The 26,327-nt window shown below is 60.0% G+C and carries 24 protein-coding genes and 3 pseudogenes; 15 read left to right on the forward strand and 12 right to left on the reverse strand.

The window, feature by feature from the left end:
• Positions 1 to 174: 174 nt before the first annotated feature.
• The 5 genes and pseudogenes from AAFG50_RS03795 to AAFG50_RS03815 all read left to right on the forward strand — a co-directional run bounded on the left by AAFG50_RS03795 (position 175) and on the right by AAFG50_RS03815 (position 4,260).
• A complete protein-coding gene (locus AAFG50_RS03795) occupies positions 175 to 1,308 on the forward strand; it encodes an FAD-dependent oxidoreductase (protein ID WP_011090930.1) in 1,134 nt (377 codons plus the stop codon).
• 227 nt (positions 1,309 to 1,535) lie between these two features.
• Positions 1,536 to 2,274: pseudogene (locus AAFG50_RS03800) on the forward strand (IS6 family transposase).
• Positions 2,275 to 2,289: 15 nt separating this feature from the next.
• Positions 2,290 to 2,445, forward strand: coding sequence for an NAD(P)-binding domain-containing protein (locus AAFG50_RS03805; protein WP_018269530.1), 156 nt, complete (start codon positions 2,290 to 2,292; stop codon positions 2,443 to 2,445).
• 937 nt (positions 2,446 to 3,382) lie between these two features.
• The gene (locus tag AAFG50_RS03810) at positions 3,383 to 3,541 is read left to right on the forward strand and encodes a hypothetical protein (protein WP_342714148.1); all 159 of its coding nucleotides are present in this window, start codon (positions 3,383 to 3,385) and stop codon (positions 3,539 to 3,541) included.
• Between the two features lie 32 nt (positions 3,542 to 3,573).
• On the forward strand, positions 3,574 to 4,260 hold the full coding sequence (locus tag AAFG50_RS03815; RefSeq protein ID WP_342714149.1) for a reverse transcriptase domain-containing protein: 687 nt from the start codon (positions 3,574 to 3,576) through the stop codon (positions 4,258 to 4,260).
• Between the two features lie 98 nt (positions 4,261 to 4,358).
• On the opposite strand, the pseudogene AAFG50_RS03820 reads toward AAFG50_RS03815, so the two are convergent.
• A pseudogene (locus tag AAFG50_RS03820) lies at positions 4,359 to 4,607 on the reverse strand (IS701 family transposase); the annotation flags it as partial.
• Positions 4,605 to 4,814: pseudogene (locus tag AAFG50_RS03825) on the reverse strand (transposase); the annotation flags it as partial. The pseudogenes AAFG50_RS03820 and AAFG50_RS03825, both read right to left, overlap by 3 nt.
• 172 nt (positions 4,815 to 4,986) lie before the next feature.
• On the opposite strand from AAFG50_RS03825, the gene AAFG50_RS03830 reads away from it, so the two are divergent.
• The 6 genes from AAFG50_RS03830 (at position 4,987) to istB (ending at position 10,067) form a co-directional block, all read left to right on the forward strand.
• A complete protein-coding gene (locus AAFG50_RS03830; protein WP_011090921.1) occupies positions 4,987 to 5,391 on the forward strand; it encodes a hypothetical protein in 405 nt (134 codons plus the stop codon).
• Positions 5,392 to 5,626: 235 nt separating this feature from the next.
• Positions 5,627 to 5,893, forward strand: coding sequence for a hypothetical protein (locus AAFG50_RS03835; RefSeq protein ID WP_014498652.1), 267 nt, complete (start codon positions 5,627 to 5,629; stop codon positions 5,891 to 5,893).
• Between the two features lie 132 nt (positions 5,894 to 6,025).
• Entirely contained in the window at positions 6,026 to 6,265 is a 240-nt protein-coding gene (locus AAFG50_RS03840) for a hypothetical protein (RefSeq protein WP_018269532.1), read from the forward strand.
• A gap of 600 nt (positions 6,266 to 6,865) precedes the next feature.
• The gene (locus tag AAFG50_RS03845) at positions 6,866 to 7,405 is read left to right on the forward strand and encodes a GNAT family N-acetyltransferase (RefSeq protein WP_014498653.1); all 540 of its coding nucleotides are present in this window, start codon (positions 6,866 to 6,868) and stop codon (positions 7,403 to 7,405) included.
• A 299-nt stretch (positions 7,406 to 7,704) separates the two neighbouring features.
• Positions 7,705 to 9,204 (forward strand): IS21 family transposase, encoded by a 1,500-nt coding sequence (gene istA, locus AAFG50_RS03850; protein WP_011090919.1) that lies wholly within the window; start codon positions 7,705 to 7,707, stop codon positions 9,202 to 9,204.
• Positions 9,204 to 10,067, forward strand: a complete 864-nt coding sequence (gene istB, locus AAFG50_RS03855) for an IS21-like element helper ATPase IstB (protein WP_011090918.1) — start codon at positions 9,204 to 9,206, stop codon at positions 10,065 to 10,067. The genes istA and istB overlap by 1 nt, the downstream gene beginning before the upstream one ends.
• Positions 10,068 to 10,116: 49 nt before the next feature.
• Here istB and AAFG50_RS03860 read toward each other — a convergent pair whose 3' ends face one another.
• From AAFG50_RS03860 to AAFG50_RS03870, 3 genes are all read right to left on the reverse strand, one after another.
• Complete coding sequence (locus tag AAFG50_RS03860) at positions 10,117 to 11,226, reverse strand: IS630-like element ISBj5 family transposase (RefSeq protein ID WP_011085265.1); 1,110 nt, start codon at positions 11,224 to 11,226, stop codon at positions 10,117 to 10,119.
• A 40-nt stretch (positions 11,227 to 11,266) separates the two neighbouring features.
• Complete coding sequence (locus AAFG50_RS03865; RefSeq protein WP_014498597.1) at positions 11,267 to 13,054, reverse strand: ATP-binding protein; 1,788 nt, start codon at positions 13,052 to 13,054, stop codon at positions 11,267 to 11,269.
• Positions 13,055 to 13,172: 118 nt separating this feature from the next.
• Positions 13,173 to 13,727: a hypothetical protein gene (locus AAFG50_RS03870; protein WP_014498596.1), complete on the reverse strand. Its 555-nt coding sequence runs from the start codon at positions 13,725 to 13,727 to the stop codon at positions 13,173 to 13,175.
• A gap of 186 nt (positions 13,728 to 13,913) precedes the next feature.
• On the opposite strand from AAFG50_RS03870, the gene AAFG50_RS03875 reads away from it, so the two are divergent.
• The 3 genes from AAFG50_RS03875 to AAFG50_RS03885 all read left to right on the forward strand — a co-directional run bounded on the left by AAFG50_RS03875 (position 13,914) and on the right by AAFG50_RS03885 (position 17,490).
• Positions 13,914 to 14,690 (forward strand): helix-turn-helix transcriptional regulator, encoded by a 777-nt coding sequence (locus tag AAFG50_RS03875; protein WP_014498595.1) that lies wholly within the window; start codon positions 13,914 to 13,916, stop codon positions 14,688 to 14,690.
• A gap of 89 nt (positions 14,691 to 14,779) precedes the next feature.
• Positions 14,780 to 15,004 carry a hypothetical protein gene (locus AAFG50_RS03880; RefSeq protein WP_014498594.1) on the forward strand — a complete coding sequence of 75 codons (225 nt, stop codon included), beginning with the start codon at positions 14,780 to 14,782 and terminating at the stop codon, positions 15,002 to 15,004.
• Entirely contained in the window at positions 15,001 to 17,490 is a 2,490-nt protein-coding gene (locus AAFG50_RS03885) for an AAA family ATPase (protein ID WP_011090898.1), read from the forward strand. The genes AAFG50_RS03880 and AAFG50_RS03885 overlap by 4 nt, the downstream gene beginning before the upstream one ends.
• Before the next feature lie 90 nt (positions 17,491 to 17,580).
• Here the strand turns inward: AAFG50_RS03885 and AAFG50_RS03890 are convergent, their stop codons facing one another.
• The 5 genes from AAFG50_RS03890 to AAFG50_RS03910 all read right to left on the reverse strand — a co-directional run bounded on the left by AAFG50_RS03890 (position 17,581) and on the right by AAFG50_RS03910 (position 23,183).
• On the reverse strand, positions 17,581 to 18,777 hold the full coding sequence (locus AAFG50_RS03890) for a hypothetical protein (protein ID WP_225163673.1): 1,197 nt from the start codon (positions 18,775 to 18,777) through the stop codon (positions 17,581 to 17,583).
• A 58-nt stretch (positions 18,778 to 18,835) separates the two neighbouring features.
• Positions 18,836 to 20,179 carry a PDDEXK nuclease domain-containing protein gene (locus AAFG50_RS03895; protein WP_014498593.1) on the reverse strand — a complete coding sequence of 448 codons (1,344 nt, stop codon included), beginning with the start codon at positions 20,177 to 20,179 and terminating at the stop codon, positions 18,836 to 18,838.
• The gene (locus AAFG50_RS03900) at positions 20,176 to 21,417 is read right to left on the reverse strand and encodes a site-specific integrase (protein WP_011090895.1); all 1,242 of its coding nucleotides are present in this window, start codon (positions 21,415 to 21,417) and stop codon (positions 20,176 to 20,178) included. The genes AAFG50_RS03895 and AAFG50_RS03900 overlap by 4 nt, the downstream gene beginning before the upstream one ends.
• A gap of 157 nt (positions 21,418 to 21,574) precedes the next feature.
• Complete coding sequence (radC, locus tag AAFG50_RS03905) at positions 21,575 to 22,186, reverse strand: DNA repair protein RadC (RefSeq protein ID WP_028175940.1); 612 nt, start codon at positions 22,184 to 22,186, stop codon at positions 21,575 to 21,577.
• Positions 22,187 to 22,226: 40 nt separating this feature from the next.
• Positions 22,227 to 23,183 (reverse strand): EamA family transporter, encoded by a 957-nt coding sequence (locus tag AAFG50_RS03910; protein WP_028175939.1) that lies wholly within the window; start codon positions 23,181 to 23,183, stop codon positions 22,227 to 22,229.
• Positions 23,184 to 23,313: 130 nt separating this feature from the next.
• Here AAFG50_RS03910 and AAFG50_RS03915 point away from each other — a divergent pair, with 130 nt between their 5' ends.
• Positions 23,314 to 23,910 carry an Ada metal-binding domain-containing protein gene (locus tag AAFG50_RS03915; RefSeq protein WP_028175938.1) on the forward strand — a complete coding sequence of 199 codons (597 nt, stop codon included), beginning with the start codon at positions 23,314 to 23,316 and terminating at the stop codon, positions 23,908 to 23,910.
• 130 nt (positions 23,911 to 24,040) lie between these two features.
• Here the strand turns inward: AAFG50_RS03915 and map are convergent, their stop codons facing one another.
• Both map and AAFG50_RS03925 read right to left on the reverse strand, forming a co-directional pair.
• Complete coding sequence (gene map, locus AAFG50_RS03920) at positions 24,041 to 24,859, reverse strand: type I methionyl aminopeptidase (protein WP_011090891.1); 819 nt, start codon at positions 24,857 to 24,859, stop codon at positions 24,041 to 24,043.
• A gap of 116 nt (positions 24,860 to 24,975) precedes the next feature.
• On the reverse strand, positions 24,976 to 26,292 hold the full coding sequence (locus tag AAFG50_RS03925; protein ID WP_028175937.1) for a mechanosensitive ion channel domain-containing protein: 1,317 nt from the start codon (positions 26,290 to 26,292) through the stop codon (positions 24,976 to 24,978).
• Positions 26,293 to 26,327 lie beyond the last annotated feature (35 nt).

Here is a 26,327-nt window from a genome sequence, read left to right on the forward strand (position 1 = left end):
GAGCCCGACGACGTCATTGAAATGGATGTAAGCGGGATCGGTGTTGCGCTTGGTGGTGCTCGGCGAGAGCAGGATTGGTAGGTTACAGAATACAATGCTTTTCATAGAACGCGGCGGCCCCCGGGGGGTGATCGCCAAGAAATAAAAAAGATACCAACAAGTGGAGGAGGAGAAATGGGCGCGGTGAAGAAGGTTTTCATCGTAGGTGGCGGGATTGGCGGCTTGACGGTCGCCCATGCGCTTCAGCGGATAGGCGTATCTACCAGAGTCATTGAGATGGGAGATAAGCGTGACCGGATCGGCACCGGTATCACGCTGCTGGGGAATGCCTTGCGGGCACTTGCCGAATTGGGATTGGTGGATGCCTGCCTCGAAGGCGGCCTTGGTTGGGATACCGTGTCGGTACGCGATGGCGCGGGAACGATTCTGAGCGAACAGTCCTCACCAAGAATTTGGGACGCTGATCGTCCAGCCGCACTGGGACTCATGCGGCCACGTCTGGGACAGATTCTGGAAGACTTTGCGACGAAGAGCGGCGCGAAAATCGATTTCAACACAACGATCACCCGTATTGATCAGGACGATCGAGGGGTGACGGTTCAGCTATCGAACGGCGAGACAGATCGCGCCGATCTGCTGATCGCTGCGGATGGAGTCTATTCCAAGATCCGCCAGAGCATCTTCGGCGACGAGTTCAAGCCGCACTACGCCGGCCAAGGGGTATGGCGTTATACGGTTTCTCGCACCGAGGCGATGAATGGCTTCGTCCTGTACCGCCTTCCGACGGGCCGCGTAGTTGGCGCGCTGCCGCTATCGAAGGAATTGTGCTATCTATTCTTCCTGGAAAGCACGGACGAAAAGCTTCGTATTCCGCAAGATCGGGTGTGCGACTATCTCCGTAACCTGCTCGCCCCCTTTACGGCGCCCGAACTGGTCGCGGCTGCCAAGGTGATCGGCGAAGACAAGCACATAAGCTACCGCCCATTTGATGTCTTGATGATGCCAGCCCCCTGGCACCGTGGCCGTGTCGTGCTGCTCGGCGATGCTGCCCATTCGTTGATGCCGCAAATGACATCCGGCGGCGGAATGGCGATCGAGGATGCGCTGGTTCTGGCCCAGGAACTGAATCGCAACGACGATCTGGAGACTGCGCTCAAGACCTATTGCCGACGCCGCGAAGAAAGAGTCGGGCGCGTATACGACATTGCATACGCCATTTGCCGGGAAGAGCGCAAACCGGAGCATGGCCGCGACTATTCGATGGGCCTTCTTCGTGAAGGCTACGCGTTTCTGGCTGCGCCCGTCTGATTAGAAGCAGGCGAAGTCACATGGGAATTTGACGGACGTCGCTACCGCGGTGGATCGGCCACATCCGTGGACTGAAGGTAAACTCTGTAGCATTTTGGCCGACAACAAGCATGTCACGACAGGGGAAATGCATGACAAGACAAGCAGGTTCGTTGCAGGGATGGATTTTGACCTCCGCCCATGGATGACGGTGTTCGGAGTGGTCCTGCTATCGCCAGTCCTGCCACTTGCGCATTCGGGTTTTGTGCGAAATCCTTCATCATGAACGGTGGTTGTATTTCCGGTTTCCCTTAAGCTTGCGCTTGGTCAAGGAAATGCTGGCGGCGCGTGGCATTGGCATGACCTATGAAACCGTGCGCCAGGGGGGACGGAAATTCGGCAAGCTGTTCTCCGATCGGATCCGTCGAGCGCGCTCCCACCCGCGGTGACAAATGGCATCTGGACGAGGTCGTTATCTCGATCGCGGGCGAACAACATTGGCTCTGGCGCGCTGTCGACCAGAATGGCTTCGTTCTCGACGTCTTGATCCAGCGCCGAAGAGAGACTCGCGCGCTGCCCAGCGGCTCATGAAGAAGCTCTTGAAATCCGCCGGCACGCCGCCGCGCGTGATGATCACGGATAAGCTGCGTTCGTACGGCGCTGCGAGGGCGAAGATGGGCTTTCACGTCGAACATCGCCAGCACAAAGCTCTCAACAATCGGGCCGAGAATTCTCATCAGCCGACGCGGCGACGCGAGCGGATCATGAAGCGTTTAAAATCGTCCCCATCAGGCTCAACGGTTTCTGTCAGTTCACGATCAGGTCGCGAACCTTTTCCACATCCCCTATCCCGGAGCCGTCACGGCCGACTTCCGTCGAGCTTCGCGCGAACGAGCCTTTGCGACTTGGCGCGAGATCTCCAGGACAAGCGCTATCGCCGACTCTCGACCTCTGAGACTCGCCTCCTTCAGCTCGGCGATCGATTAGTTGACGATGCCTGCGATGGACCTCGGCTTCATCGGGCTTGGCCACATGGGTGCGCCAATGGCGCGGAACCTGCTAAAGGCTAGCCATCATCTCATCGTCTACAATCGCACGCGCAGCGATATTGAAGCCCTATCACTACTTTGGGTGCGCCGGGAGACCGGCAAGGAATAGATGGTGGAAGTCCATTGCGATGAAGGTGTAGCGAACCACATCGGCCCCGAGCCGTGCGCAGGCGTCCGCGAGGGTGTCGGCGAAGCGTCGGTAGGGGAGCATGCAGGCCAGCCATTGAGCCGCGAAACAGTGTTATCTCGGGAGCCGACGCTGTCCAAAGAGCGGAAGGCAATATGGGCGAGTGCGCAAACGCGAGCACCCGTCCAACCCGGCGTGGTCGTAGACCCTGGCATGTATGGAAGCTCCTTGTACGGGAACCGGGATATCTCCGGGTCGGCCATCTTCCTTCTCGGAGGAGATGGTCCGCAGCGGGAAGGCGAGGAGCTGTAGCCGCTGATGCACGACACGGAGAAGTCTGACTCTGGCATAGTAGCTGAGAAGCCAACGAACAAAGCCGGATTACTGGCGGCGGAGTGGGCGGAGCCAAGGCCGGGGACCAAGGGAAACGCGGAACAGCAGCGCATGCACCGGACACAGGGCCGGGCTCGCATGACCCAGTCGCTGGACCGCGTACGGACAGCCGCAAGGCTGAGGAAGAAGGACCGGTTCACCGCGCTCTTTCACCACATCAATGTCGATACACTGCGGGCGGCGTTCTTTGCGCTCAGGCGTAAGGCTGCTCCCGGAGTGGATGGCATGACGTGGGAGGACTACGAGGAAGATCTCGAGCCCCGGCTCGCCGATCTGCACAAACGGGTCCAACGAGGAGCGTATCGCCCGCAACCGTCTCGCCGGACGTACATACCAAAGGCAGACGGCAAGCAGCGCCCGTTAGCGATCGCGGCTCTCGAAGACAAAATCGTCCAGGGCGCCAACCGTCATCGTGCTCAACGCCATCTACGAAGGAGACTTCTGTGGCTTTTCCTACGGGTTTCGGCCCGGCAGAGGACCACATGATGCGTTGGACGCGCTCTGCACAGCGATCGAGACGCGGAACGTGAACTGGATCATTGACGCCGACATCCAAAACTTCTTTGGCGCAGTCAGTCAACCTTGGCTGGTTCGCTTCTTGGAACATAGGATCGGCGACAAGCGCATCATCCGCCTCATTCAGAAATGGCTGAAGGCGGGGGTGTTCTCGAAGACAGCGTCGTAGCCGCTGATGACAGGGGAACGGGTCAAGGTTCGGTGATTTCACCGCTTCTCGGCAACATCTACCTGCACTACGCTCTCGACCTGTGGGCCAAACGCCGGCGACAGCGCGAGGTCTCCGGCGGCATGATCATCGTGCGTTACGCGGACGATGTAGTAGTCGGCTTTGAGCGCGAGGATGACGCACGTCGTTTCCTTGACGCGATGCGCGCGAGACTGGAGGAGTTCGAGCTGACGCTCCATCCGGCCAAGACCCGCCTGATTGAGTTTGGTCGCCATGCGGCGGCTCAACGCAAGCAGCGCGGACTCGGAAAGCCGGAAACCTTTGCGTTCATGGGGTTCACGTTTATCTGCGGCAAATCACGCCAAGGGCGCTTCCAGCTTCAACGGAAGACCCGTAGCGACCGCTTGCGAACCAAACTCCGCGAAATCAAGGAGGAGCTAAGGCGCCGAATGCACTGGCCGATCCCTGCACAAGGGAAATGGCTGAGGCAGGTCTTGACCGGCCACTTTGCGTACTTTGCTGTCCCGACGAATGGCCGAGCGCTCAATGCGTTTCGGTTCTATCTGACCGATCTCTGGAGGTGGACGCTTCGGCGGCGCAGTCAGCGGACCTGTCTGACCTGGGATCGCATAACGCAGATCACCGATGACTGGCTCCCCAAGGCTCGCATCCTTCATCCATGGCCGAAGCTGCGCTTCGCCGTCAAACACCCGAGGTAGGAGCCCGGTGCCTTAATTGGGCTCGCCGGGATCTGCGCGGGGGGCGCCCAGTGATGGGTGTCCCTACCGCGAACAGAATGCGTTTGCGCCACTGCTTTTCAAGGATTTGCTTTCGGCAATATGGGCATTGCTGAGGCGGCGGCCGAAGGATGAGATCGACGATGGCATGGCGTGCGGCGGGCATGGTTGGTTGAGGCGGAGGCCCGTTGATTCTTTTTTTTCCGCCCCGCGTATGCGAGGCGACGATGTTGCAGGAAGGCGTAGGCAATCATTGTCATAAGGGCGTGGCGATGAAGACCTTGCCATGATCGCCCTTCGAAGTGATCAAGTCCAAGCTCCTCCTTCATATCGACAAGGCTGTGCACGACCCGCGTCGGATCGCGCCGATCCGGGAACACCCGGGCCAGATTGTCGGCCAAGCCGAGACGCCGCTCGGCCATCGCCAGAAGCATCACGCCCCCGTTCGAGGTTAGGCGCCCACCATCGAAGGCAGCTGTGACTTTCTTGGCGTGAATGGCTGGAAACGAGAAGGGCGGAATCGTATCGTCGGTCATGGCGGGCGTGGCGTTCGCGGTTGGAGGTGATGGGGTTGGCTTCACAACCGAATCCTACGCCGTATGAGCGCTTTACACCACGCTCGCCAGCCTCTCGGGCGCCTCTTACGAATAAGACAGGTTAGTCGGTCCGACCCGTCATGTTTTTGGGGTTTCGGACAAGGTTCTGACGATGACGCTTTCATCCGTTTTGATGGCGGATCGCGAGGCCCGTCCTGATTGGTATGCAGTTGGCATTGCCATGATCGTCGTGGATCGGCTGGTTCACAACTTTCTGGTCCGAACCGGGATTTTGGAGCAACTTGGCATGGTTCATCCGTACGGTCCCCGTTGCTATGCAGACGGCGGCTGCGCCGAGGTCTTGCGGCGCGTCTCGGCACAGATCGACGCGCGCCAGTTTGATCGTAATTTTCCGGCGGATTTTCCGCGCTTTGTTCAGCACGCTCTTTGGCGTTACTGCGCTGCTGACGGTTTGAACGTCTGCAACGGCAACAATATTGATGATCGCAAGTCATGCGATCTTTCGTCGTGTATTGTTTACAGTAATTGTGCCAAAAAAGCGCGGAAATTACAGTAATTATCTTCTATTTAAGCGCAATTTTTCTGCAGCTAAATTATTGCAATCATTGCGCTTTTGGATGATATGCTTTATTATACTTACGACGAGATTGTTTGAACGCTCTTCTCGTCTTCAGCAAAGGAGTCGTCCAATGACAAGACCGCCATTGCCGGGAGCATCCCGCAGGACCAGCGACAACGCCGTTTCAGAAAGGGGCCCAAATCGGGCCCCTTCGGCTTTTCAGGAGGGCAAAATGGCCAAGCCCAATCTCACGAACCAAAAGACACTCTCCGCCTCGGCAATCATCGTTTACGGGATCGACGCGACCGGCAAGCCGAAGGCCGGCCGGTTTCCGGAGCGCCAGGCGGCGGCGGCCAAAAAGGCCGCGCGCTCACTCAAGCTCGCTGTTTGCAACGTCGATCGACCAGCTCTTGTCGAAATCGTTGCGAAAATTCCGGTCGGACGCGTTCACGACCAAGGCAGTCGCTTCTGCCCTACATCAAACGCAGCTTGTACGTGAGCGTCACGACAGGATCACCGGTTCCCGGGCTTGACTTGCGCGGAATGCTCTGGATAGCGCGGTCGGGATGATTGACGCCGCCGGGGCGCGGTGATGGGGTGATCCCGGTTCGGAGCGGGCAACGGGATCAGAATGAACAGCGAGTCGCAGCTGCGCGAGAAGCTTCGGAAGATCGAGGCGTTGTTCGTGGGGGCCGGAACTGCTGGTGAGCGCCATGCGGCGGAAGCCGCGCTGCAGCGGGTGCGGGCCCGGGTCGAGGAACTCGCTCGCCACGATCCACCAATCGAACAGCAATTCTCACTTCCCGACCAGTGGTCTCGGCACCTTTTTCTGGCGCTTTGCCGCCGATATGGGCTGCGGCCGTTTCGTTAGCTTTGAGCGTCTTCAGCAGCCAGCGTTCGACATCATGACCGGACAGCAAGTACGGCAAGACGGCTTCGCTCGATTCCAAGCAGTCCCTGAGGCCGGCAAAGAATATCTTGGCAGCGGCATCCAACGGCGACAGCGCGCTGTTGTGTCGTCTACAAAGGCAGTTCGCGGTGAGATTCTTTGGAGCCAGCGCCTTTGTTTCGCCTGCTTCGAGCCAAGGCAGTCCAGAGGCCGTGAAATTACCGTCCCCGCGAAGTATTTCGATCACAGCCTCGCTGATCAGATGCTCGCCGGAGATTGGCGCTTCGCAATTTCCCAGCTCCTGCATGTAACAGCGTTCAAGTGTCGTACTGGGCGAGCCGGATCGAAGGTCAAGCCCTGAAGCCGGCTTGTGCCATCGAACACCATCAAAACAGCAGGAAGCCGATTGTCGCCCCGATCGACAACGACAAGGTGCCACCTTCATTTCCTCAAGTCTGCGCTTGGCTTCACCCATCGGAGTGACCCCCAGCGGCAGTCTAGCCCGTCTTATTCGTAAAGGACCGGCTCATGCGTCGGCTTTGTCAGCTTTCTGTCAGCTCGTCCAAATAGTAGCTCGTTGTGATGAGAACCAATTACAACAACTGGCCCTCCGACGGGCAAAGTGTGGACCAGCAGCGCGATGCGCTGGCCGGCACTTCTGGCGCAGATGGTGCTGCTTTTACGGCCGCTTTAGCTGCTGGACCAGCGTCTTCCGCTTTTGACAAGAGGACAGGTGTGTCAGTCCGCCTACACAGAGTAAGTAGCAATATTGGCAACGCCCAAAGTGTTTCTTTGTTTACTGATGCCAATGAACGCAATAAGGTGGGAGCGATGACCGTGGCGCCGGGGCGCAACAGTTTGCGAATTCTCAGCATAGAAAATCTCGGCCGGTCGAGGTACAAAGGGGTCGGGACGGCTATGATTGAAGTCGCCGATCATACTAGGCAGTCCGCGGGCCTTTCCAAGCTATCCCTTCTCTCTCAAGATGAAGGAGCTTCAGCATTTTTCTACAAGAAGGGATTCCGGTTTGCGGACGAGGGCAAGAATGCGGAAATGCGGACTGTCATTTCCAATCCACGATACGTCTCAGATGAAATTCTTATGGGCGAGATGGAGCGCTAGCCCGTCTTATTCGTAAGAGTGCGCCTGAGGGCTGGCGAGCGTGGTGTAAAGCGCTGATGCGGCGTAGGATTCGGTTGCGAAGCCACCCCATCACCTTAAACCACGCCCGCCATGACCGATGATACGATTCTGCCATCCTCGTTTCCAGCCGTTCACGCCAAGAAAGTCACAGCTGCCTTCGATGGTGTCATTCGGCTTGCAATATTGACCCCCTAAGCCGGGGGATCGGCGTCCAAAATTGCCCCCCTACAGGTTGGTCTGTTGCGCTGCCTGCTTCGTAACAAAGCAGGTGGTGGAGGATGCTGGTCGTGGAGACGATTGCGCGGATTCGGCGCGAGCACTTCATCAAGGGCAAGACGATCAAGGAGATCGCCCGTGACCTGAAGGTGTCACGGAACACGGTTCGGAAGGTGCTGAGGTCGGGAGAGACCTCCTTCGAGTATGAGCGGCAAGTGCAGCCGCGGCCAAAGCTCGGACGATGGGCAGTCGAACTTGACGGGCTGCTTGCGGCGAACGCGGCTAAATCGGCTCGTGAGCAGCTGACATTGATCCGGATCTTCGAAGAGCTGCGCGGTCGCGGCTATGACGGCGGCTACGATGCGGTGCGACGTTACGCCAGGCGGTGGAGCAAGGAACGCGGGCAATCGACCGCGGCGGCCTATGTCCCGCTGAGTTTTGCGCCAGGCGAAGCCTACCAGTTCGACTGGAGCCATGAGGTGGTGCTGTTGAGCGGAACCACCGTGGTCGTGAAGGTTGCTCACGTCCGGCTCTGCCACAGCCGTATGCTATTTGCCCGGGCGTATCCGCGAGAGACGCAGGAGATGGTGTTCGACGCCCACGACCGAGCGTTCGCGCTGTTCAAGGGCACCTGCACCCGCGGCATCTACGACAACATGAAGACCGCCGTGGAGACGATCTTCGTCGGTAAAGGGCGTCTTTACAATCGCCGGTTTTTGCAGATGTGCAGCCACTATCTGGTCGATCCAGTCGCCTGCACGCCGGCGTCTGGCTGGGAGAAGGGGCAGGTTGAGAACCAGGTCGGGCTGGTCAGGGAACGCTTCTTCACGCCGCGTCTGCGGTTCAAAAACCTCGACGAGTTAAACGCCTGGCTGCTCGACAAATGCATCACCTACGCCAAGGCTCATCGCCATCCGGAACTGGTCGATCAGACGATCTGGGACGTGTTCGAAGTCGAACGCCCTAGGCTCGTTCCCTATGCAGGGCGATTTGACGGCTTCCATGCGGTGACGGCGTCGGTCTCGAAGACCTGCCTGGTGCGCTTCGACAACAACAAGTACTCGGTCGCAGCCAGTGCAGTCGGACGACCGGTCGAGGTTCAAGCCTATGCCGATCGCATCGTGATCCGCCAGGATGGACGTATCGTTGCCGAGCATCAGCGATCCTTTGGCCGCGGCGATACCGTCTACGACCCTTGGCATTATGTGCCGGTGCTCGCCCGCAACCCCGGCGCCTTACGCAACGGCGCTCCCTTCAAGGACTGGGTGCTGCCGGCCGCGATCGAGCGGATCCGGCGCAAGCTTGCCAGCATCGACGATGGCAATCGGCAGATGGTCGACATCCTCAACGCGGTGCTGACTGACGGTCTGCCTGCGGTGGAAGCGGCCTGTGCCGAAGCGCTCAGTCACAGCGTTCATTCCGCCGATGTGGTGCTCAACATCCTGGCCCGTCAACGTGAGCCAGCCCCGCCGGCCAACATCATGACGCCAGCCGCCCTGACGCTCCGTCATGCACCAATCGCCGATTGTGCCCGCTACGACAACCTTCGGAGGACCAACTGATGGAACGAACTCAAATCTTCGACCTCATGGGCGAGCTCAAGCTCTATGGCATGAAGGCTGCCTTCGACGAGATCATGGCAACTGCCGTCAAACGTCAGCATGAACCCCAGCGCATCGTTGGCGATCTACTCTCCGCCGAGATCAACGAGAAGCAAGCCAGATCTATCAAATACCAGCTCACCATTGCCAAGCTGCCGCTTGCCAAGGACATTGCCGACTTCCAGTTCGACGGCACGCCGATCAATCAGACGCTCGTCAATGATCTTGCTGGCGGCGGCTTCGTCGCCCAACAGCGCAACGTCGTGCTGGTCGGCGGCACCGGCACAGGCAAAACCCACCTGGCCATTGCCATCGCAAGAAGCTGCATCCGATCTGGTGCCCGCGGCCGCTTCTTCAACGTGGTCGACCTCGTCAACCGCCTCGAGACCGAGACCCGCAATGGACGGCAGGGACGGCTTGCCGAGCATCTGACCCGGATGGACTTCATCGTGCTGGACGAACTCGGCTATTTGCCCTTCGCCCAGTCCGGTGGCCAGCTTCTCTTCCACCTCGTCAGCCGGCTCTATGAGCGCGCCTCCGTCATCGTGACCACCAATCTCGCATTCGGCGAATGGCCCAGCGTGTTCGGCGACGCCAAAATGACCACAGCGTTGCTCGACCGATTGACCCATCACTGCGACATCGTCGAGACCGGCAACGATAGCTGGCGGTTCAAAAGCCGAGACGACGATCACGCCACCCGCGCTCGTCTCGCCTCCGCTATCCCGGCCAGCTCCGACGAGACGAGCGCTACCAGCAAACCCCGCCGCGGAAAGGGGTCAAAATTGGACGCCGATGAAGGGTCAAATTTGCAAGCCGATTGACAGCTATGGCTCGCCGCTCGTTATGAGTCCGCGCCCTAGTCACATGAATCTAAAGTTCGCCACATAAAGTCTGCTGGGCTTTGTGGCAAAAGCGTTTGACGGAAGCCAAGATCTGGTCTGCGGACTTGGTCCATTTGAAGGGCTTCGGGTTGTTGTTGTGCAATTCGATGAAGGTACGGATGTCGGCTTCGAGCTGCCTGACGGAGGTGTGAACACCTCGCCGGATCTGCTTTCTGGTGAGTTCAGCGAACCAGCGCTCGATCTGATTGATCCACGACGCGGAAGTCGGCGTGAAGTGGACATGATAGTGCGGCCGGCGAGCGAGCCACGCTTTAATCTTGGGGGTCTTGTGGGTAGCGTAGTTGTCCATGACGATATGGACAGCGAGCCCCTCAGGGATTTGAGCGTCGATCTCTTTGAGAAACTTCAAGAACTCGAGCGCCCGATGGCGCTTGTAGCATTTGCCAATGACGAAGCCGGAAGCGACATCGAGCGCGGCAAACAGCGTGGTCGTACCATGCCGCACATAGCTATGCGTGCGACGTTCCGGCACCCCAGGCATCATCGGCAAGACCGGCTGCTCGCGATCGAGTGCCTGGATCTGGCTTTTCTCATCGACACTGAGGACAACGGCTCGGTTAGGCGGCGACAGATAAAGCCCGACAATATCGCGCACCTTATCGACGAATAGCGGATCGCTCGATAGTTTAAATGTCTGGCTGCGGTGCGGCTGCAAGCCGAACGCCGTCCACATTCGGCGGATCGTGGTGTGAGAAAAGCCAGTATCCGCAGCCATCGAGCGGATCGACCAGTGCGTTGCGTCGGGCGGCGTCGTACGCAATGTCCGCTCGATTACCTCGGCAACCTGATCATCGTCGATGGTTCGAGGGCGGCCCGGGCGGGCTTCGTCAAGCAGGCCATCACAACGATCCTTCAAGAATCGGCGGCGCCACTTGCCGACGGTGTGTTCATGGATGCCAAGTTCGGCAGCCACAGACTTGCTTGGCAGACCATCTGCACACCGCAGGATCGCGCGGCATCGCTCAGATAGCGATCGGGCTACACGATGACGACGAACTTGCCTCTCCAAGTACGCCCGCTCCTGCGAACTCAGCACCAACGGCGCGATCGGCCGGCCTTTCACACCTGCATTCGCCACGAGCGCTCTCCTCTCTAGAGATCCGAGCGATCAACTAATGTCACGAACTTCCGTTCCAGATGACTAGTTCGTGAAATATCTCGTCGGTGGCCATCTCAACGAGAGGCTTCACGTTCCCAAGAGCGACAAACATCCTCAGGAGAAGAAAAACTCTTTGACGGTCGTGATCGTTGGGTAGTGCCTTTATAAGGAGGTCGCGAATGGCCTCGCGTGCATTTTGCAGATGCTCACCCCCGGCGTCACTCAGGTAGGTGCGGCCGAGCGGTCTCATCGCATCGTGAATCTTGAAACGATCGACACCGAAAATCTGGATTGTACCGCTTGTTCGCAATCGCCTGAATGCCGTGGCCGCGATCTCCGGCTCGAGGTCGAAGGCGCGCTTCAATACGACACTGGCTTCGGATTGAGTCAGTGGGACGTCGCTGAGACTGAGCGCCGCGACAGCGCGGCGCTCAGGGTCGTTAAATCTGTCGAAGACATCTGACAGAATAAGTTCTTGCGCAGTCTCGACAATATGGGTGCGGTCCTCAAGCGCCGCGCAGACTCGGGTGACCACCCCCTCGTAGCTTTCAGCCGCAATTTTCAGCGCATTCTGGACGTAGAGCGGCAGCCCACCAGTGATTTTCAACAAGCGCTCATAGTCTGAGAAATCCCCACGGCATCCGAGCGACGCTCCCTCGGCCGCGGCCGTCTCATTGGACCAGCCGAGAAGCAACTCCGCCTTCACGCCAAGCGTTGCCTCGATTCGGGCGATCGTTGCGCTGGGCTGGGCGAGAAGCACAAACTGCAGCTGATCGGAGGCCCCGACCAGCGAAACCAAATCCGCGGCTGCAATGCGATGCGCGTTATCCAACACCACAGTCGCGGTGAGTTTGTCCTCGGCTAGGTGGCGACCGATCGCAAACAGGATTTCGGTGCCGCTTGCGCCCGGTAACAAGATCTCGCCTAGCTTGCCGCCACGCGATCCGAAGATGCGAGCTGCAAGTTCGCGTGCGACGGCATTGGCCAGCGCAGGGCCGGATATCTCGGCAATATCGTAATATGCCAGACGGTCAGAAGTATGCAGAGCTGTCTGAGAAACCCAGGACGTCTTTCCTGCACCGGAGAGGCCGACGACGAGCCGCACGCGTTGGCCATTTGCCAGATTTGGTTCATGTTCCTGCGGACGATATCGAAGCGGCGGAGCAGGAAAATCTTGGAGTTGGACAACAAGCTGCTCGAAGAGTGCCGGTAATTCCTCAACCGTGAACGTGTGATTGGAGCTTGGCTCAATCCCACCCGCTGCTGCCATCATCCGGCCAGCGATTTTCCAGACGAGGGTTTCTGGAGCCAATACGGAAAAAGGAAGCGTTTCGGCAGCCGCTCGGCACGCCTCGAAACCATCCGCGATGGTCCTCCACGGCAAGGGAAGGGCTTCGTCTACCGCCGGTGATTGCGGCCAATGGAGCCTGGTGTCGGACGGCCATTCTTTACCTGTGATAAGCTTGGCAAATTCCGGCCCAGGCGCACTATTCGATACTATGACGAACTGGCATGAACCGCTCCGTCGACCTTCCTCGTGCTCCTGTCTAATAGCCGCGAACCTTGAGAGTGCGCCATCAATGTCGCTTAGAATAAGGTTAGATGCCCGAGTTTTGACTTGTAGGTAGATTCGTCTGTCAGGCTGGACGAGTTCGACGTCTTCATCATTCTCGACGATGACATGGGTCACACCGGCCCGGGCAGCATCAAACAGACACGCGGCGGCATAGAGGTGCTGATAGAGGAACCCGCGATGAACGGCTTCGATCCGGGCAAGTTGACGGGGATCAAGGTTGAACGTTTCCATATCTGGCGGTCTCGTTATGGCTCAATAAAAGCGTGCGATGGCCGCTCGCGTTCGGCGATGGGTATCCGCTCTGTCGCACCTGTCGTTGAACTGCATCATGCCTTCAATTTCTCCTGGATTAGGCGCGTCGCAGCATTCGCGGGATGTGGACACGGTGAAAACCGTGGGTCTGCACTTGTCGGCGAAGTTTGGGGGTGTCATTGACGCCGAACGCAACCGCCGCCTTCAAGGGGCTGGCAAAGGTTGCGTAGAAGGTCCAGCGAGCGTCTTTCGGCAGAGGCGCGTTCTGCCGACGGTCGGTGATGACGACGTCGCGCGGGTCTTTGGTATTGCGGAAGGCATGGAAGGTGATCCAATCGGGCCGCCTGTAACGTGCCGCCTTGCTGAAGGGCACCGACTGAACCTTCACGTCGCTTTGGTCGAGAACCCAATCGCGCTGTTCCAATATCTGCCTGACCATGTGGCCGACCATCTGCTTGACGCGGTCAACCAGAACATCTTCGCGAAACTCCTCCAGAAGCTGCTCCTCGATGCCCTCGACGGCAGGCTTTCCGAGCTCCGAGGCCGTCTCCAAGCGAGCGATAGTGGCGGGCTTCGTAAGAAACGACCAAATCCGCTGACCGATGTCGGACTCCGAGAGCGAGGCGAATTTCTCCGGATTGTAACGAAGCATGATAAAGGTCTCCTTGACCGGTCATAAATGGCCGGTCATAAATGCCTAGTCAAGGGTACTGCACGTTGAATTGCCCAGTTTGCTGGTTTGCCGCCAGTGTGCCGCTCCGATTCCGGTCGGCTGCCTCACGCTGCCAGGCTCCCTCATGTAAATTTTGAGTCATCGAATACACGGGATGAGGTTGAGATGAGGAAGGTCGTGCCGAACGGGAAGGCGGTGAAAGCCCTGAGGGAGCAGCTTGAAAGGCTGTCGACCCAAAAGGAAATGGCGAGTGAAATCGGTGTCAGCATTCGCATGCTTCGTATGATCGAGAATGAGAATGCGCCAATTGCAGTGACAACGGCTGAACGGTTGGCAAAAGCGCTGCAAGTTCATCGTGAACGCATTATCCTTGGCTCCGAGCTTTCGGAAATGACGCCGACCGTAAGTGCGCCGGAAGTCCTTTCCGCGCTGATGGAAGATGAGGACCGGCTCATCCCCCGCAACGACTATGACATCGCCAGTGCGACAGCGGACGAGGGCGCGCTCTATACGGAGGCGGCCCGCTCGCACGACGTGGCCTGCATTATCGAGACAACGCTCGATGAGGAAACTGGAGCCTATGCGCAGGAGCTTTTCGATATCCTCGTTGGCTTGTCCTGGTCGCAGCGAGATATTCTCGTCGACATTCCCCCCGCGACGGAGATCGCGGTTCGCCGGCGCCTGCGACAGCTCATCGTCCTTCTCAAGGGCAACGACATCTGGATTTATCGAACCTCGGTTCTGAGGCGATTGCCGGAGCGCTACACGGTCGCACCGCCGGACGAGCCGTTCTCCTATCAAAGCCGTCAGGTCGTAGCACTAGGGCCGCCGGGTGAATATGGCGAGACCACCATGCGCGTGCCGATCGATCATGGGCAGCCGTTCATCCTTCCGGCATGGCGGAAGCTTCGCAAGAGCGACAACGAAACAGAGACAGCCTGATGATGAGACGCAATCGCTTGATCGTCGCAGAATTGCACGCGCGCACTGAAATCAAATAGAAGTGCATTGGGCGGAAGTCGGGGGAGCGTATGAAGTTTAAGCTGGAAAATACTTTCGAGGACAATCTCGCTTTGTTTAGGGCCGAGGCTGTACAGATCGATCCCGAATGCGCGAAGATCCTCTTCGACAATTTGCATCTGCTGGATTCGGGAGGTGACACCGCGCCAAGCCGGGCAACAATCGGCGAGTTTCATAAGGCGGTACTGGATGCGCTTGATGGCATGTCCATCCCTCTGGGCGAGGACAAGGCATGACGCGGTATTTCCTGGGCAGCCTGTCCATCGAGGGTTTTCGTGGGATCAATAATGACGGTGACCCGCTCGTCCTCAAGTTCAAATCTGACGCCGTCAACTCGGTGCATGCGCCGAACGGCGTCGGTAAAAGCTCCATATTCGAAGCCGTTTGCTTCGCGATCCACGGCATTGTCCCGCGCCTGAAGGCGCTCCAGGAAGCCGAGCAGGGCGACAGCTATATCGTGAATCGCTTCCATCCCGGGCAGCAAGCGACGGTTGATCTGATATTCGCCAGCGATGACGCCTCGCCAGATGTGGCGATCAAGGTGGTGCGGGCTGCCAACGGTGCGCGCCTAGTGACTTCGCCGAGCGGTCATGCCGACCCGCAGCAGTTCCTCGCGAGCCTGCAGGAGGATTTCGTCCTCGTCGACTATAATCGGTTCGCAAAGCTCATCGATATCTCCGCCTTGGAGCGGGGACGTTCTTTCGCATCGCTCGTGGGACTGAGCCGATACTCCCGGCTACGTCAGGCTCTGGACGGCGCCAAGCGAACGCAGAACGTCAACAGTGATCTGGGCCTCTCCGCGCTTGATGCCGAGGTGACCACAGGCGCGCGCGCGTTGAGTGCGATCGAGCGGCGTGTCATTGCGGCGCATGACGAGGTCGCCGGAGCGGGAAGCGCCGCCGTCGATAAACTCTCCGATCTGAAGGCGGCGGTAACCGCCGCCTTATCCGCCATCGCCTTGCTCAAGCCATTGATCGGCGAGGCCTCGGTAATGGATCTCGATTTCGAAGCGGCAGAGTTGGCGATCGAGAAACAGGAAGGCGGCGAAGCGCGAAAGACGCTGGACACGCTAACGACCTCCGCCACGTCGCTGGCGGGGCTTGAGGTCACGGTAGAGGAATTGGCCGACGTTGATCGGCTGCTCGAGTTGGCCGGAAGAAGAGACGAGGCCGTGCGCAGCGTCGGCGCGGAAGCATTGCACGCCCTTTTGCGCGATGCGCTGGCTGTGGTGTCCGGCTCCGATTGGCACGACCCGAATCAATGCCCAGTTTGCGAGGCGAAAGGTAGTGATGCTCTAAAGCCGCGGCTGGAAGGCAAGATCGCTAAATACGATGTAGCCGCTCAGCTCGGGGCCGAACTCATCAACGATGTCGCCACAGCGCCTGGGATCGCGAAGCTACGCAAGCTTGAAGAGGCGCCGGCCATGGCGATCGCGACGGGTGATCGCTTGCACGTAGCGTTCGATTTGGCCGCCAAGAAGGGGGATTTGGCGACCTCCGACCTGGAGATCATCAAGGCGCGCCTCGGGGTTCTTGAAACGCAGCGTGGCGAAACTCTTGCTCGGGTGCGAGGTGAGGCCGACGCGTTGCAGGCGCGCTTGCCTCCCTCATTGGTGCAGGTAACCCGCATCCTCAGCTTCGCAAAGCAGTTCCGCGATGCCGTGCTGGAATACGAGAGCGGCGAGCCGGTGCTCAAGGTGAAACAGGACAAGCTCAAGGTTCTGAATCGCTGGAAGACATTCATCACGCGCGCCGGCCAAAGCTTTGCTGATGCCGAAGCCGAACTGGCCAACGAGCGGATTGGCGAGATTCAGACCGCTTGTCAGGATCTGTTCGGCCGGTTCGTGCGAGGCGGTCCCGATGTGAAGCCGACCCTGAGCCGCGCGCAGAACAGCGAAAACGTTGATCTAAAGCTCGCGGACTTCTTCGGCCTACAGGACCTCAGTGCCCGGGCTCTACTCTCGGAAAGCTATCGGAACGCTGTGGCGGCTGCGATTTTCTTCGCGGCCGCGACCAAGCACAGCGGTGTTCCGCGCTTCATGGTGCTCGACGACGTGACATCGAGCTTTGACGCTGGTCACCAGTTCGCGTTGATGGACGCCGTGCGGACGTTGCTACGCTATGGCGCTGTGCCGGACGGGCTGCAGTTCATTTTCCTGAGCCATGACACCAGCCTGGAGAAGTACTTCGACAAGCTCAATGGCACTGCGGATTGGCATCACCAGAAGCTCCAAGGCATGCCTCCAAAGGGGCGGCTCATGGTATCGGCCCAGGAGGCGGATCGTCTCAAGGCGCAGGCGTTGCAGCACCTGAATGCTGGCCAGATCGATATTGGTGCGCCGATCCTGCGGCAATATCTCGAATACAAGCTGGGACAGATTATCGCCAAGTTGGAGATCCCTGTTCCACCGGACTATGCCACCCGTGGTGACAAGCGGACGCTTTCGACCTACATCGACGCAATCGGCGAGGCCGTGAAGCTTTATCATGCGGCCAATCGGTGTGTGCTGACGCCTCAGCAGATCGCCGATCTCCAAAACCATCATGTGCCATCGATCGTTGGGAATTTCGTCAGCCACTACGAGACCGGCGCGGGGACGCCTTTCAACGCCTACGCCTTGCTGGGGGTGTTGCAGAGCATTGATAGTCTCGCGGACTGCTTTACCTACGTTGATCCGAGTAACGGACAGAAGCGATACTATCGCCGGTTAGATCGCCGTTAAGCGACTCACGGAGGCTACGCGACAATCTCGCGATCAAGCAACAACAGGGCCGAAGGCCCTGGCGTTGCGCGTGCAGGGAGTTGCCGCAAGCTAGTCGAAGTGTGGGTCGGGATAGCGCTCTTCGATGACGTAGCGCATGACATTCCACCAGACGTTCTCGATCGTGTAGTCCATCGGTTTGATTTTGCGTGGGACCCACTCGCCGAGCGAGCTTGCCATGCGGACATGCCCGGGGGTCTTGATTTCCGGTTCCCTCTCGGCGGCCGTGCCCGATTTGACCGACAGCTCAATGACGTTGAGCGTATCCCGATCATATTCAATGATCGCCTGGAGGAAGCTGCCCTTATCGGTTAGCGGATGAGCGGCTGTATGGGATACAAGAGCCACTTGCAGTTTATCGCCCATTGCGATGTAAGGCTCTAGCAGTCCGTCTGTCTGGAGGCCTTGGCGCCAGCGGTCGTGGGTGTCGAGGGCGTCTGGAAAATCGCCCCAGTTGAAGTCTCCCCGGCCGCCGAAGGTGATCTTGCCGTAACCATCGACATGGTAACGCAGCGCGTCCATCAGCTCGAGCGCTCGACGCGGGTCTTTTTCTGTAAGGACCGCGTCGATGGCTCCCAACACCTCCTCCATGTCGAAAACGATCTTTCTGAGCTCCTCTTTTTGCTCAACAAACATCTTCGGGATTTCACCGACGGGGTTCGGAAGCGGAAGTGTCCAAGGAAAGTCGATGTCGTCTTCGCTGAAGCGCCGATAGGGAATGTTGAGCTTGTCCAGGAAGGCGGCCGACTGGTAGTAGGTCTGGCTCTTCAAGCTATGCTCGATCTGATCGAGTGCGAGCTTACGGGCATTAATTCTAAAAGTGCCTTGGAGCGCAGTCGTGCCGACGACGTAGCTTTCCGGTGAATGGGTGCTGCTGATGGATAGCGTGTTGACGATTTGCCGGGCCGACAGCAGGTACATCTCGCCGTCGTCCTCCCGGCCGACGTGAAGAAGCGCGAAGAAGCCTTCGAGCGGCATTCCTTTGTCGTCAACCACGTAGCTTTTGGGAATGTAGTGCGTTGTGCGGCGATCCTGAAAATATTTTGCCTGTATCACTCCGACGCGCGGCGGGACTCTATCGGTAAATCGCTGCGTGGTGGTGCGTCGCTGTATGAGAAAATCGGCCCCGTCGGTATCTACGCTCCGCTCGAGAACCCAGAACCGGTCGATGAGAAAAGAACGCGTACGCGCTTCTCCGACGGCGCCGTTCTCCATAATTTTGAGCCACGTCGGCCAGCTGTCTTCCACGAGATTGTCCTGTGCTTTCTGGGGTTTTGTCGGTGTCGGATTTGCCGCGAAAAGCACCTTACTCGTCTGTATTCAGTTTCTGGAGTTCCCCAAGGAAGATCGTGCCGATTTCGACGGCGCGTTCAGCGGTCTCCGGGTCCACATCCATGCCATGCGTAGCTTCGTTCATGGTGTGGAGGGCGTCGAGCATCTGCTCTGTGCTACTTGGCACCGATCCATTTCGATGCAGATCACGGAGCATTTTCATGATGCCGGTCGGCCGGTCGAAAGCGACGCCTCGCTTGTCCGCGAGATCGCGTACCGCGCGCTCGATTTCGATGCGTAGCTTGACCACGGACATCAGTGGAAATTCTCGCGCGAACTCCGCGGCCGTCGGGAGGGCATCCTCGAGTTGTGGCGGCAACGCAGCCGAGAGCTGATACTGGGCGACCCCCATCGGTTTGCTGGAGTCTCGCAACGCGTATTCCACGATCACCTCGTTGCGCCCTTTGCACAAGATGATGCCGATGGTCGGTTTGTCGTCGGGATGGCGCAATTGCTCGTCCACGGCCGAGAGGTAAAAGTTCATCTTTCCCGCAAATTCGGGTTTGAAGTCTTCGATCTTCAGCTCGATCACCACGAAGCAGCGAAGACGCAGATGATAGAAAAGAAGGTCCAAGTAGTAATCCTGCCCGCCGACTTCGAGGTGATATTGGCTGCCGACGAATGCGAAGCCCTTGCCGAGCTCGAGGATGAGTGAACGCAGATGCTCGACCAAACCACGCTCGAGGTCGCGCTCCAGCATGTCTGGGCCAAGCGAGAGGAAGTCGAACGTGTAGGGGTCTTTGAGGATTTGTTGGGCAAGCTCGGACTGCTCTGCGGGCAGGGTTCGCGAGAAATTGGTGAGGGCGCTTCCTTGCCGGGCAAAAAGCTTGCTTTCGATCTGATGGACAAGAACGTTACGACTCCAGCCGTGTTCAATTGCCTGCCGCGCGTACCAGGTGCGCTCTTCCTGCGTTTTGACGGCGTCGAGCAAACGGACGTTATGCCCCCATGGCAATAGTGCAACAACCTGTTGCACAAATTCGCCGTTGGGCCAGGCCTCGGCGAACGAGCGCATGTATTTCAGATTCCGGGGCGATAAACCGGTCATTTCCGGGAAAGCCAGGCGAAGATCGCCAGCCAGACGGTCGACCACCCGGGCACCCCAACCTTCGCGCTCCTGCCGTTCCAGGATGTCGCGCCCGATCGTCCAGTAGAGCGTCACTAGCTCGCGGTTGATCGACAAGCTGGCTCGGTGGCGTGCCGCCGCGATCTTCTGCTTCAGATCCCCGACGAACGCCGTGTAGCTTTGCGCGTCCACTTCGCCAGCGGAACCGAGCGCATCGCTGCGGCGAGGGGGCTTTCGCGGCCGCGAGCTCATGCGGCCTCTTTCAGTCGCTTCTTCGCCAGCATGGCGCGCACGAATTTGTCCCATTTCGCCATGCCAGCGCGTTTCTCGATCATATAGTGCCAGCGGTCGTAGTGCTTGGAGCTGACATCCTGTAGCGCGTGGTTCTGGAGGCGATCGCGGATTTCCTTCGACACGCCTGCCTTGCCGGCGAGCGTCTTGAACGTGCGCCGGAGATCGCGGTTTGTCGCATATGGAATCACGCCGCGATCTCGCTGCCGCCAAACAAAGCTATAAAGAGTGCCGTGGCTGACAGGCTTCGAGGGGTCCTTGGCGGAGGGGAAGAACCAGCCATACTCGTTCGGCTTGATCTTTTCGATCAGCTCGGCGGCAAGCAATGGCACTGGGACAGCGTGCGGCTGGAGGTTCTTGGTCTTCGACCAGTCGATGATTCGCTCACTGGCGTCCCATTGATTGACATGAAACCGCGCGATCTCCTCGACGCGCTGCCCTGTCAGCATGATGAGTTGCACCGCGCGGGGATAGGAGGGGTGGACCGGCGTGTCGGGGCTCTCCAGCCAGCGATAGAGTTGCACAAACTCGTCTTCGTCAAGCCAGCGCGTGCCCTGGATCTTAGGCTCGGTAGGAATGCCGGTTGCCGGATTGAAAGGGAGTCGAAAGCGTCTGGAAGACTGCTGCCGATAGTCGTTGTCAGACTTCATGCCCCAGCTAAAGGCGGCATGGAGATAGGAGCGCACATGGTCGGCCATTGATTTGGCACCGCGCTCGTAGATCGGGCGGATCAGCTCGATGATTTCCTCGGCCTCGATCTCGCGAGCGAGGCGGTTGCGTCCGAGCGTGTCGGCGATCTTGTTAAGGCCTTTTTCCGTTTCCTTCCAGGACGGCTTGCTCGCATCCTTGAGCGCGGCGACATAGCCTTCGAACAGATCAGCGACGGTGCCGGGGCGCGTGTCGGTAGCGATCTTGATGCTGCGACCCTTCTGGATGACGTCGGCGAAGTCGCGTTTGAATATTTCGCGTGCCTGGGCGAGCGATATGGAGGGATAAGCCCCGAGCTTCTTCTTGGTCCGCTTCCCATCGCGCCATTGCTGCGCCATCCAGTCGGCGGTGACGCGCTTCGGCATGGGCTTGAGGACAAGCACGAGGCGGCCGGTGCCGCGCCCTTCACCGTCGGCGAGATTTTCCTGTTTCTGACTTAGCTCCACCCGCTTCAACGCATGTCGGATCGCGGTGTCGGTCAGGCTTGGCATGGCGTTTCCTCCTGTGCCGCAACTGGGATCGGTCGAGGAGAAACGGGGATCGTTTGCTGGGATCGGAAAGCCGCTTTCAACCCCTCTTACCGCTCCCAATTTGCCATAGCCGCCCCCTGTGTGCAATGAAGAAAAAATCGGATATATCGTTGATGATTCATCGGTATTGAACGTGATCCAACGTGATCATAGGGTGGGTAGTGGGGTGGTTGTGCACCAGGATCAAGGCGGTTGCCGACAGCTCCAGCGCGCGCTTGATCACCTCGCGCGGATAGACCGGGGTGTGGTCGACGGTGCCGGTCTGCTGCACCTCGTCGGCGATGAGCTGGTTGCGCTTGTCGAGGAAGAGCAGGCGGAATTGCTCCTTGTCGGCAAAGGCCATGCTGGTGCGGCAATAGTCGATCACCTCGTTCCAGGACGACAGCGCGTTGCGGCTGTTGACCTCGCCCTTGGCGACGCGATGCGCGGCGGCTGCGATCAGCTTGAGCTGGTGGATCGCGGATTCGCCGATGCCGTCGACTTCGCGCAAGCGCGCCACCGGCGCGTGCACGACCTCGGCGAACGAGCCGAAAATCTTGATCAGCGTCTTGGCGAGCGGCTTGGTGTCGCGCCGCGGCAGCGCCGGAAACAGCGCCATCTCCAACAGCTCGTAGTCGTTGAGCGCATCCGCCCCGGCGCTGTAGAAGCGCTCGCGCAACCGCTCGCGATGGCCGTGATAGTGCGGCGCGTCCTCCGGCTTGCTCTTGTCGTGGTCGGCTTTGGCGGGCATCGGCCGCCAGCATCGCCGGGGACCTGCGCTTTTGCAACCGTCAATTGCGGGACGGTGCGCCGGTCGCTGTCTTGCCGGTCCGTGCAGGAGCGGGCACCGTGACCGCCACCACGCCTGCGAGAATGAGCGCCATTCCGGCAAGACTGGACCAGCTAAAACGCTCGCCGAGCCACGCGGTGCCGAGCGCCACGGCGAAGCCCGCGCGCAGATAGCTGCCGCTGGTCGTGCCGAGCGGGCCAAGCGTGTGGATCAGCCGGAAATAGATCACCATCGCGAACGCCGTGCAGATCACCGCGAGCGCGATCACCGCTGCGATCGCCTGCGCCGTCGGCGCCAGCGTCCATGGCTGTTCGAGAACGGCGGCCGCGGGGAGCATCAGAACCGCTGCGCAGCTCATGGCTCCGGCGGCCGTGACGATCGCGGGAAGGCCCGAGAAGCGCTGTCCCCATATCGGCGCGACCGCGTAGCAGAGGCTCGCGCACAGCACGGCCGCTTGCGCCAGCGGAGCGGTCGTGCCGATCCCCGAGAGCGCGTCGCCGCCCATGGTCACGGCAACGCCCGCAAGGCCAAGAGCGACGCCGAGGATCTTCCGGCCGCTGACGGTCTGCCGTCCGCGCCCGCTCATCATCGCGATTGCGAGCACGAACATCGGCGGAGTCGCATTGAGCACGCCGGCGAGGCCGCTGGCGATATGCGCCTCGCCCCAGCTGATCAGGGTGAACGGCAGCGCGCTTTGCAGCAGGCCCTGCACGAGGAACGCAGCCCACACCGATCCCCGGCGGGGAAGGGCGTGTCCCTGCGCGCGAGCGATCAGGAGCAGGAGAATGGCCGCGATGGTCACCCGCGCCGCGACCATCGTGACGGGCGGAATCGAGGGGATCGCGACCTTGATCAGCGTGAACGAGCTGCCCCAGATCAGCGCCAGCAGCAGCAGGAGCCCGACCTCGAATGCGAGCGTGGTTTGTCCTGACGTCGTTTGTTGCGCCTGCGTGCTCATGCGATGTGCTCCGGATGTGTCGGCACCATGATCCGGAGCGACGGCGCGGGCTGGCTGAATTCGGACCTCATCGCCCGACCGAGTCCGATTTCAGCTACTCGGCGAGCCGCGCGGCCATTATTCTTCCGCGATGGCGACAGGTTCGGCACATCGGCAAACGCTGCCACCGCATCTCGACTGGGACACATGCGACCGGGCGCGGCTGGCGCGTGCGCGCGCGTTCGACGGCCTGTTCTTCTCCGGCGTCCGCTCGACGCGGATCTATTGCCGGCCGGTCTGTCCGGTTCGCCCCGCGCGCTCCGAGAACGTGACCTTCTATCCGACCGCTGCGGCTGCGGAGCGCGCCGGCTTCCGCCCATGCCTGCGTTGCCGGCCGGAAACGGCGCCGGGGTCGCCGGCCTGGATGGGGACCGCCACCACCGTTGCGCGCGGCATGCGCCTGATCAACGACGGTTTTCTGGATCGCGCGTCGATGGTGGAGCTTGCAGAAGCGCTTGGGGTCGGGCCGCGCCATCTCTTGCGCCTGTTCATGCGCCACGCCGGCGCGAGCCCGAGCGAGATCGCGGCGACCCGCCGGGTGCAGGGAGCCAAGCGTCTGATCGACCAGACTGAGATGACGTTGGCGGAGATTGCGTTTGCGGCGGGCTTCGGCAGCGTCCGCCGCTTCAACGATGCTTTTGCCGCGACCTACAGGCGGCCGCCGTCGTCATTCCGCCGCCGGCGATAGACGGCGCTACTTCGCTGTCATTCCGGGGCGGCGCGAAGCACCGAACTATGGTGCGCATTTGCGCACCTGAGAATCTCGAGATTCCGGGTTCGCTCGCTGATGCGAGCGTCCCGGAATGACACTTTGGGGATCACCCGATCTGCTTCTCGCCGTGCCGCTCCGACAGCGTGAAGATCTCGACGCCGGTCGCGGTCACGCCCACCGAATGCTCGAACTGCGCGGACAGCGAACGGTCGCGGGTCACCGCGGTCCAGCCGTCGGAGAGGATCTTCACATGCGGCTTGCCGAGATTGATCATCGGCTCGATGGTGAAGAACATGCCGGGCTTGAGCTGGACGCCTTCGCCGGGACGGCCGATATGGATGATGTTCGGCTCGTCGTGGAACATGCGCCCGAGGCCATGGCCGCAGAAATCGCGCACCACGCTCATGCCTTGCGGCTCCACGAAACTCTGGATGGCGTGGCCGATGTCGCCGGTGGTGGCGCCGGGCTTCACCGCCGCGATGCCGCGCATCATGGCTTCATACGTCACCTCGATCAGCCGCTCCGCCTTGCGCGCAATCGGGCCGATCGCATACATCCGGCTGGAATCGCCGTACCAGCCGTCGACGATGAAGGTGACGTCGATGTTGACGATGTCGCCCTCTTTCAGCGGACGGTCGCCGGGCATGCCGTGGCAGACCACGTGGTTGAGTGAGGTGCAGGTCGAGTAGCGATAGCCGCGATACATCAGCGTCGCCGGATAGGCGCCATGGCTGAAAGCGAAGTCGCGGACGAACTGGTCGATGCGCTCGGTCGGCACGCCCGGCCCGACGATGTCGGTGAGCTCGTCGAGGCACTTGGCTACCAGCGCGCCCGCCTTGCGCATGCCGGCAAAGGCGCTCGGTCCATGCAGCTTGATCTGTCCGGTCTTGCGCAGGGAGGTATCGGTGGCTTCGACGTAGCTCATGCTTGTATGGTCTTTGCGGGGCTCGATGCGGTGGAAAGGGCTTGATTTCAGGCCCTAATCTAATGATCGCGGGCCTTCATGCAAGCCGAGCGTGGGCCTTGCGCCCGAAAGCGGGCCTAATTCGGGACTTCTACGGTGGTTTCCACCGGCAGGGCGCCGCCGCGGACGCGGATTTCGCGGACCGGATAGGGAACCCGGATGCCCTCTCGCTTGAAGGCCTCCCATAGCGCCAGCATCACGTCGCTTTTGACATTGTCCATGCCGTCGGGGTCGGCGAGCCAGAGGGTCAGCGAGAACTTCATCCCGGCCTCCGCGAACTCGGTCAGGATGCAGTTCGGTGGCTTGGCTTTCTGCGCGCGGGGATGGGCTATGGCCGTCTCGATTGCGAGCTTGCAGACCAGCCTGGGGTCGGCGTCGTAATTGGTGCCGAAGGCGATCTTCACCAGCGTGTTCTTGTCGGTATAGGTCCAGTTGACGACCTTCTGCGTCACCAGGTCCTCGTTCGGCACCAGGAACTCGCGGCCGTCGCCGGCGGCGACGGAAATATAACGCGTCTTCATCGCGCTGATGCGCCCGGTGTTGTCGCCGATGGTGACGAGATCGCCGGGCTTCACCGACTTGTCGGCGAGCAGGATGATCCCCGAGATGAAATTGGCGACGATCTTCTGCAGGCCGATACCGATGCCGACGCCGACCGCGCCGGAGAACACCGCGAGCGCCGAGAGGTCGATGCCGACCGCGCCGAGCGCAATGACGATTGCGATGGCCAGAAGTCCGATGCGGATGATCTTGACCAGCAGCACCTGCACCGACGGCGTCAGATCGGTGGTCGAGTTGATCCGGCTCTCGGCGAAATTGCTGGCGATGTTGGTGGCCCACAGCGCGATGAGCAGCAGCGCGCCGGCCTTGATCACCAGCAGCGGGGTCAGCCGCAGGCCGCCGAGCACGATCGCGAAGGAATCGAGCAGATCGATCGTCGCGTCGAGCTGGCCGAGGATGGAGAGCGCGGCGACGAACCACGCCGTGATCGACACCAGCTTGACGATGAAGGCGTTGCGTAGCACCGAGGTCACCAGCCGGATCGCCAGCCAGGCCAACCCCATCTTGGCGGCGACCATCAAGAGATAGCTGCGGCTCGGCCAGGTCGCATGGTACATCACGAAGCGGGAGATGATCACGAGCAGGGTGAACACCGCCGTCGAGGCACTGGAGACCATGACGCGGGAGAAGTGCCGGAGCGGCAGCGGCCAGCCCATCGCCAGCGACGTCATGTCGACGCGATTGCGAACGCCGGCTTCCGCGGCATAGGCGATGCCGGCTGCCGCGAGAATGAGACCAAATTGCAGGTAGAACCAGGGTGAGGAAATCTCCGCCCCGACGCTGCGTGCGGTCGTCTGCACGAACTCCATGAAGTCTTTGAGGTCCATGTCCATCGGTCTCGTCGGGAAGCGGGGGAGGAATTGATTCG

Origin of the sequence: Bradyrhizobium sp. B039 (assembly GCF_038965675.1) — a bacterium.
GTDB lineage: Bacteria > Pseudomonadota > Alphaproteobacteria > Rhizobiales > Xanthobacteraceae > Bradyrhizobium > Bradyrhizobium diazoefficiens.

Coding starts and splice junctions, on each gene's coding strand:
- AAFG50_RS03795 (WP_011090930.1), top strand. CDS start 175: ATGGGCGCGGTGAAGAAGGTTTTCATCGTAGGTGGCGGGATTGGCGGC.
- AAFG50_RS03805 (WP_018269530.1), top strand. CDS start 2,290: ATGGACCTCGGCTTCATCGGGCTTGGCCACATGGGTGCGCCAATGGCG.
- AAFG50_RS03830 (WP_011090921.1), top strand. CDS start 4,987: ATGACGCTTTCATCCGTTTTGATGGCGGATCGCGAGGCCCGTCCTGAT.
- AAFG50_RS03835 (WP_014498652.1), top strand. CDS start 5,627: ATGGCCAAGCCCAATCTCACGAACCAAAAGACACTCTCCGCCTCGGCA.
- AAFG50_RS03840 (WP_018269532.1), top strand. CDS start 6,026: ATGAACAGCGAGTCGCAGCTGCGCGAGAAGCTTCGGAAGATCGAGGCG.
- AAFG50_RS03845 (WP_014498653.1), top strand. CDS start 6,866: ATGAGAACCAATTACAACAACTGGCCCTCCGACGGGCAAAGTGTGGAC.
- istA (WP_011090919.1), top strand. CDS start 7,705: ATGCTGGTCGTGGAGACGATTGCGCGGATTCGGCGCGAGCACTTCATC.
- istB (WP_011090918.1), top strand. CDS start 9,204: ATGGAACGAACTCAAATCTTCGACCTCATGGGCGAGCTCAAGCTCTAT.
- AAFG50_RS03865 (WP_014498597.1), bottom strand. CDS start 13,054: ATGGAAACGTTCAACCTTGATCCCCGTCAACTTGCCCGGATCGAAGCC.
- AAFG50_RS03870 (WP_014498596.1), bottom strand. CDS start 13,727: ATGCTTCGTTACAATCCGGAGAAATTCGCCTCGCTCTCGGAGTCCGAC.
- AAFG50_RS03875 (WP_014498595.1), top strand. CDS start 13,914: ATGAGGAAGGTCGTGCCGAACGGGAAGGCGGTGAAAGCCCTGAGGGAG.
- AAFG50_RS03880 (WP_014498594.1), top strand. CDS start 14,780: ATGAAGTTTAAGCTGGAAAATACTTTCGAGGACAATCTCGCTTTGTTT.
- AAFG50_RS03885 (WP_011090898.1), top strand. CDS start 15,001: ATGACGCGGTATTTCCTGGGCAGCCTGTCCATCGAGGGTTTTCGTGGG.
- AAFG50_RS03895 (WP_014498593.1), bottom strand. CDS start 20,179: ATGAGCTCGCGGCCGCGAAAGCCCCCTCGCCGCAGCGATGCGCTCGGT.
- AAFG50_RS03900 (WP_011090895.1), bottom strand. CDS start 21,417: ATGCCAAGCCTGACCGACACCGCGATCCGACATGCGTTGAAGCGGGTG.
- radC (WP_028175940.1), bottom strand. CDS start 22,186: ATGCCCGCCAAAGCCGACCACGACAAGAGCAAGCCGGAGGACGCGCCG.
- AAFG50_RS03910 (WP_028175939.1), bottom strand. CDS start 23,183: ATGAGCACGCAGGCGCAACAAACGACGTCAGGACAAACCACGCTCGCA.
- AAFG50_RS03915 (WP_028175938.1), top strand. CDS start 23,314: ATGGCGACAGGTTCGGCACATCGGCAAACGCTGCCACCGCATCTCGAC.
- map (WP_011090891.1), bottom strand. CDS start 24,859: ATGAGCTACGTCGAAGCCACCGATACCTCCCTGCGCAAGACCGGACAG.
- AAFG50_RS03925 (WP_028175937.1), bottom strand. CDS start 26,292: ATGGACATGGACCTCAAAGACTTCATGGAGTTCGTGCAGACGACCGCA.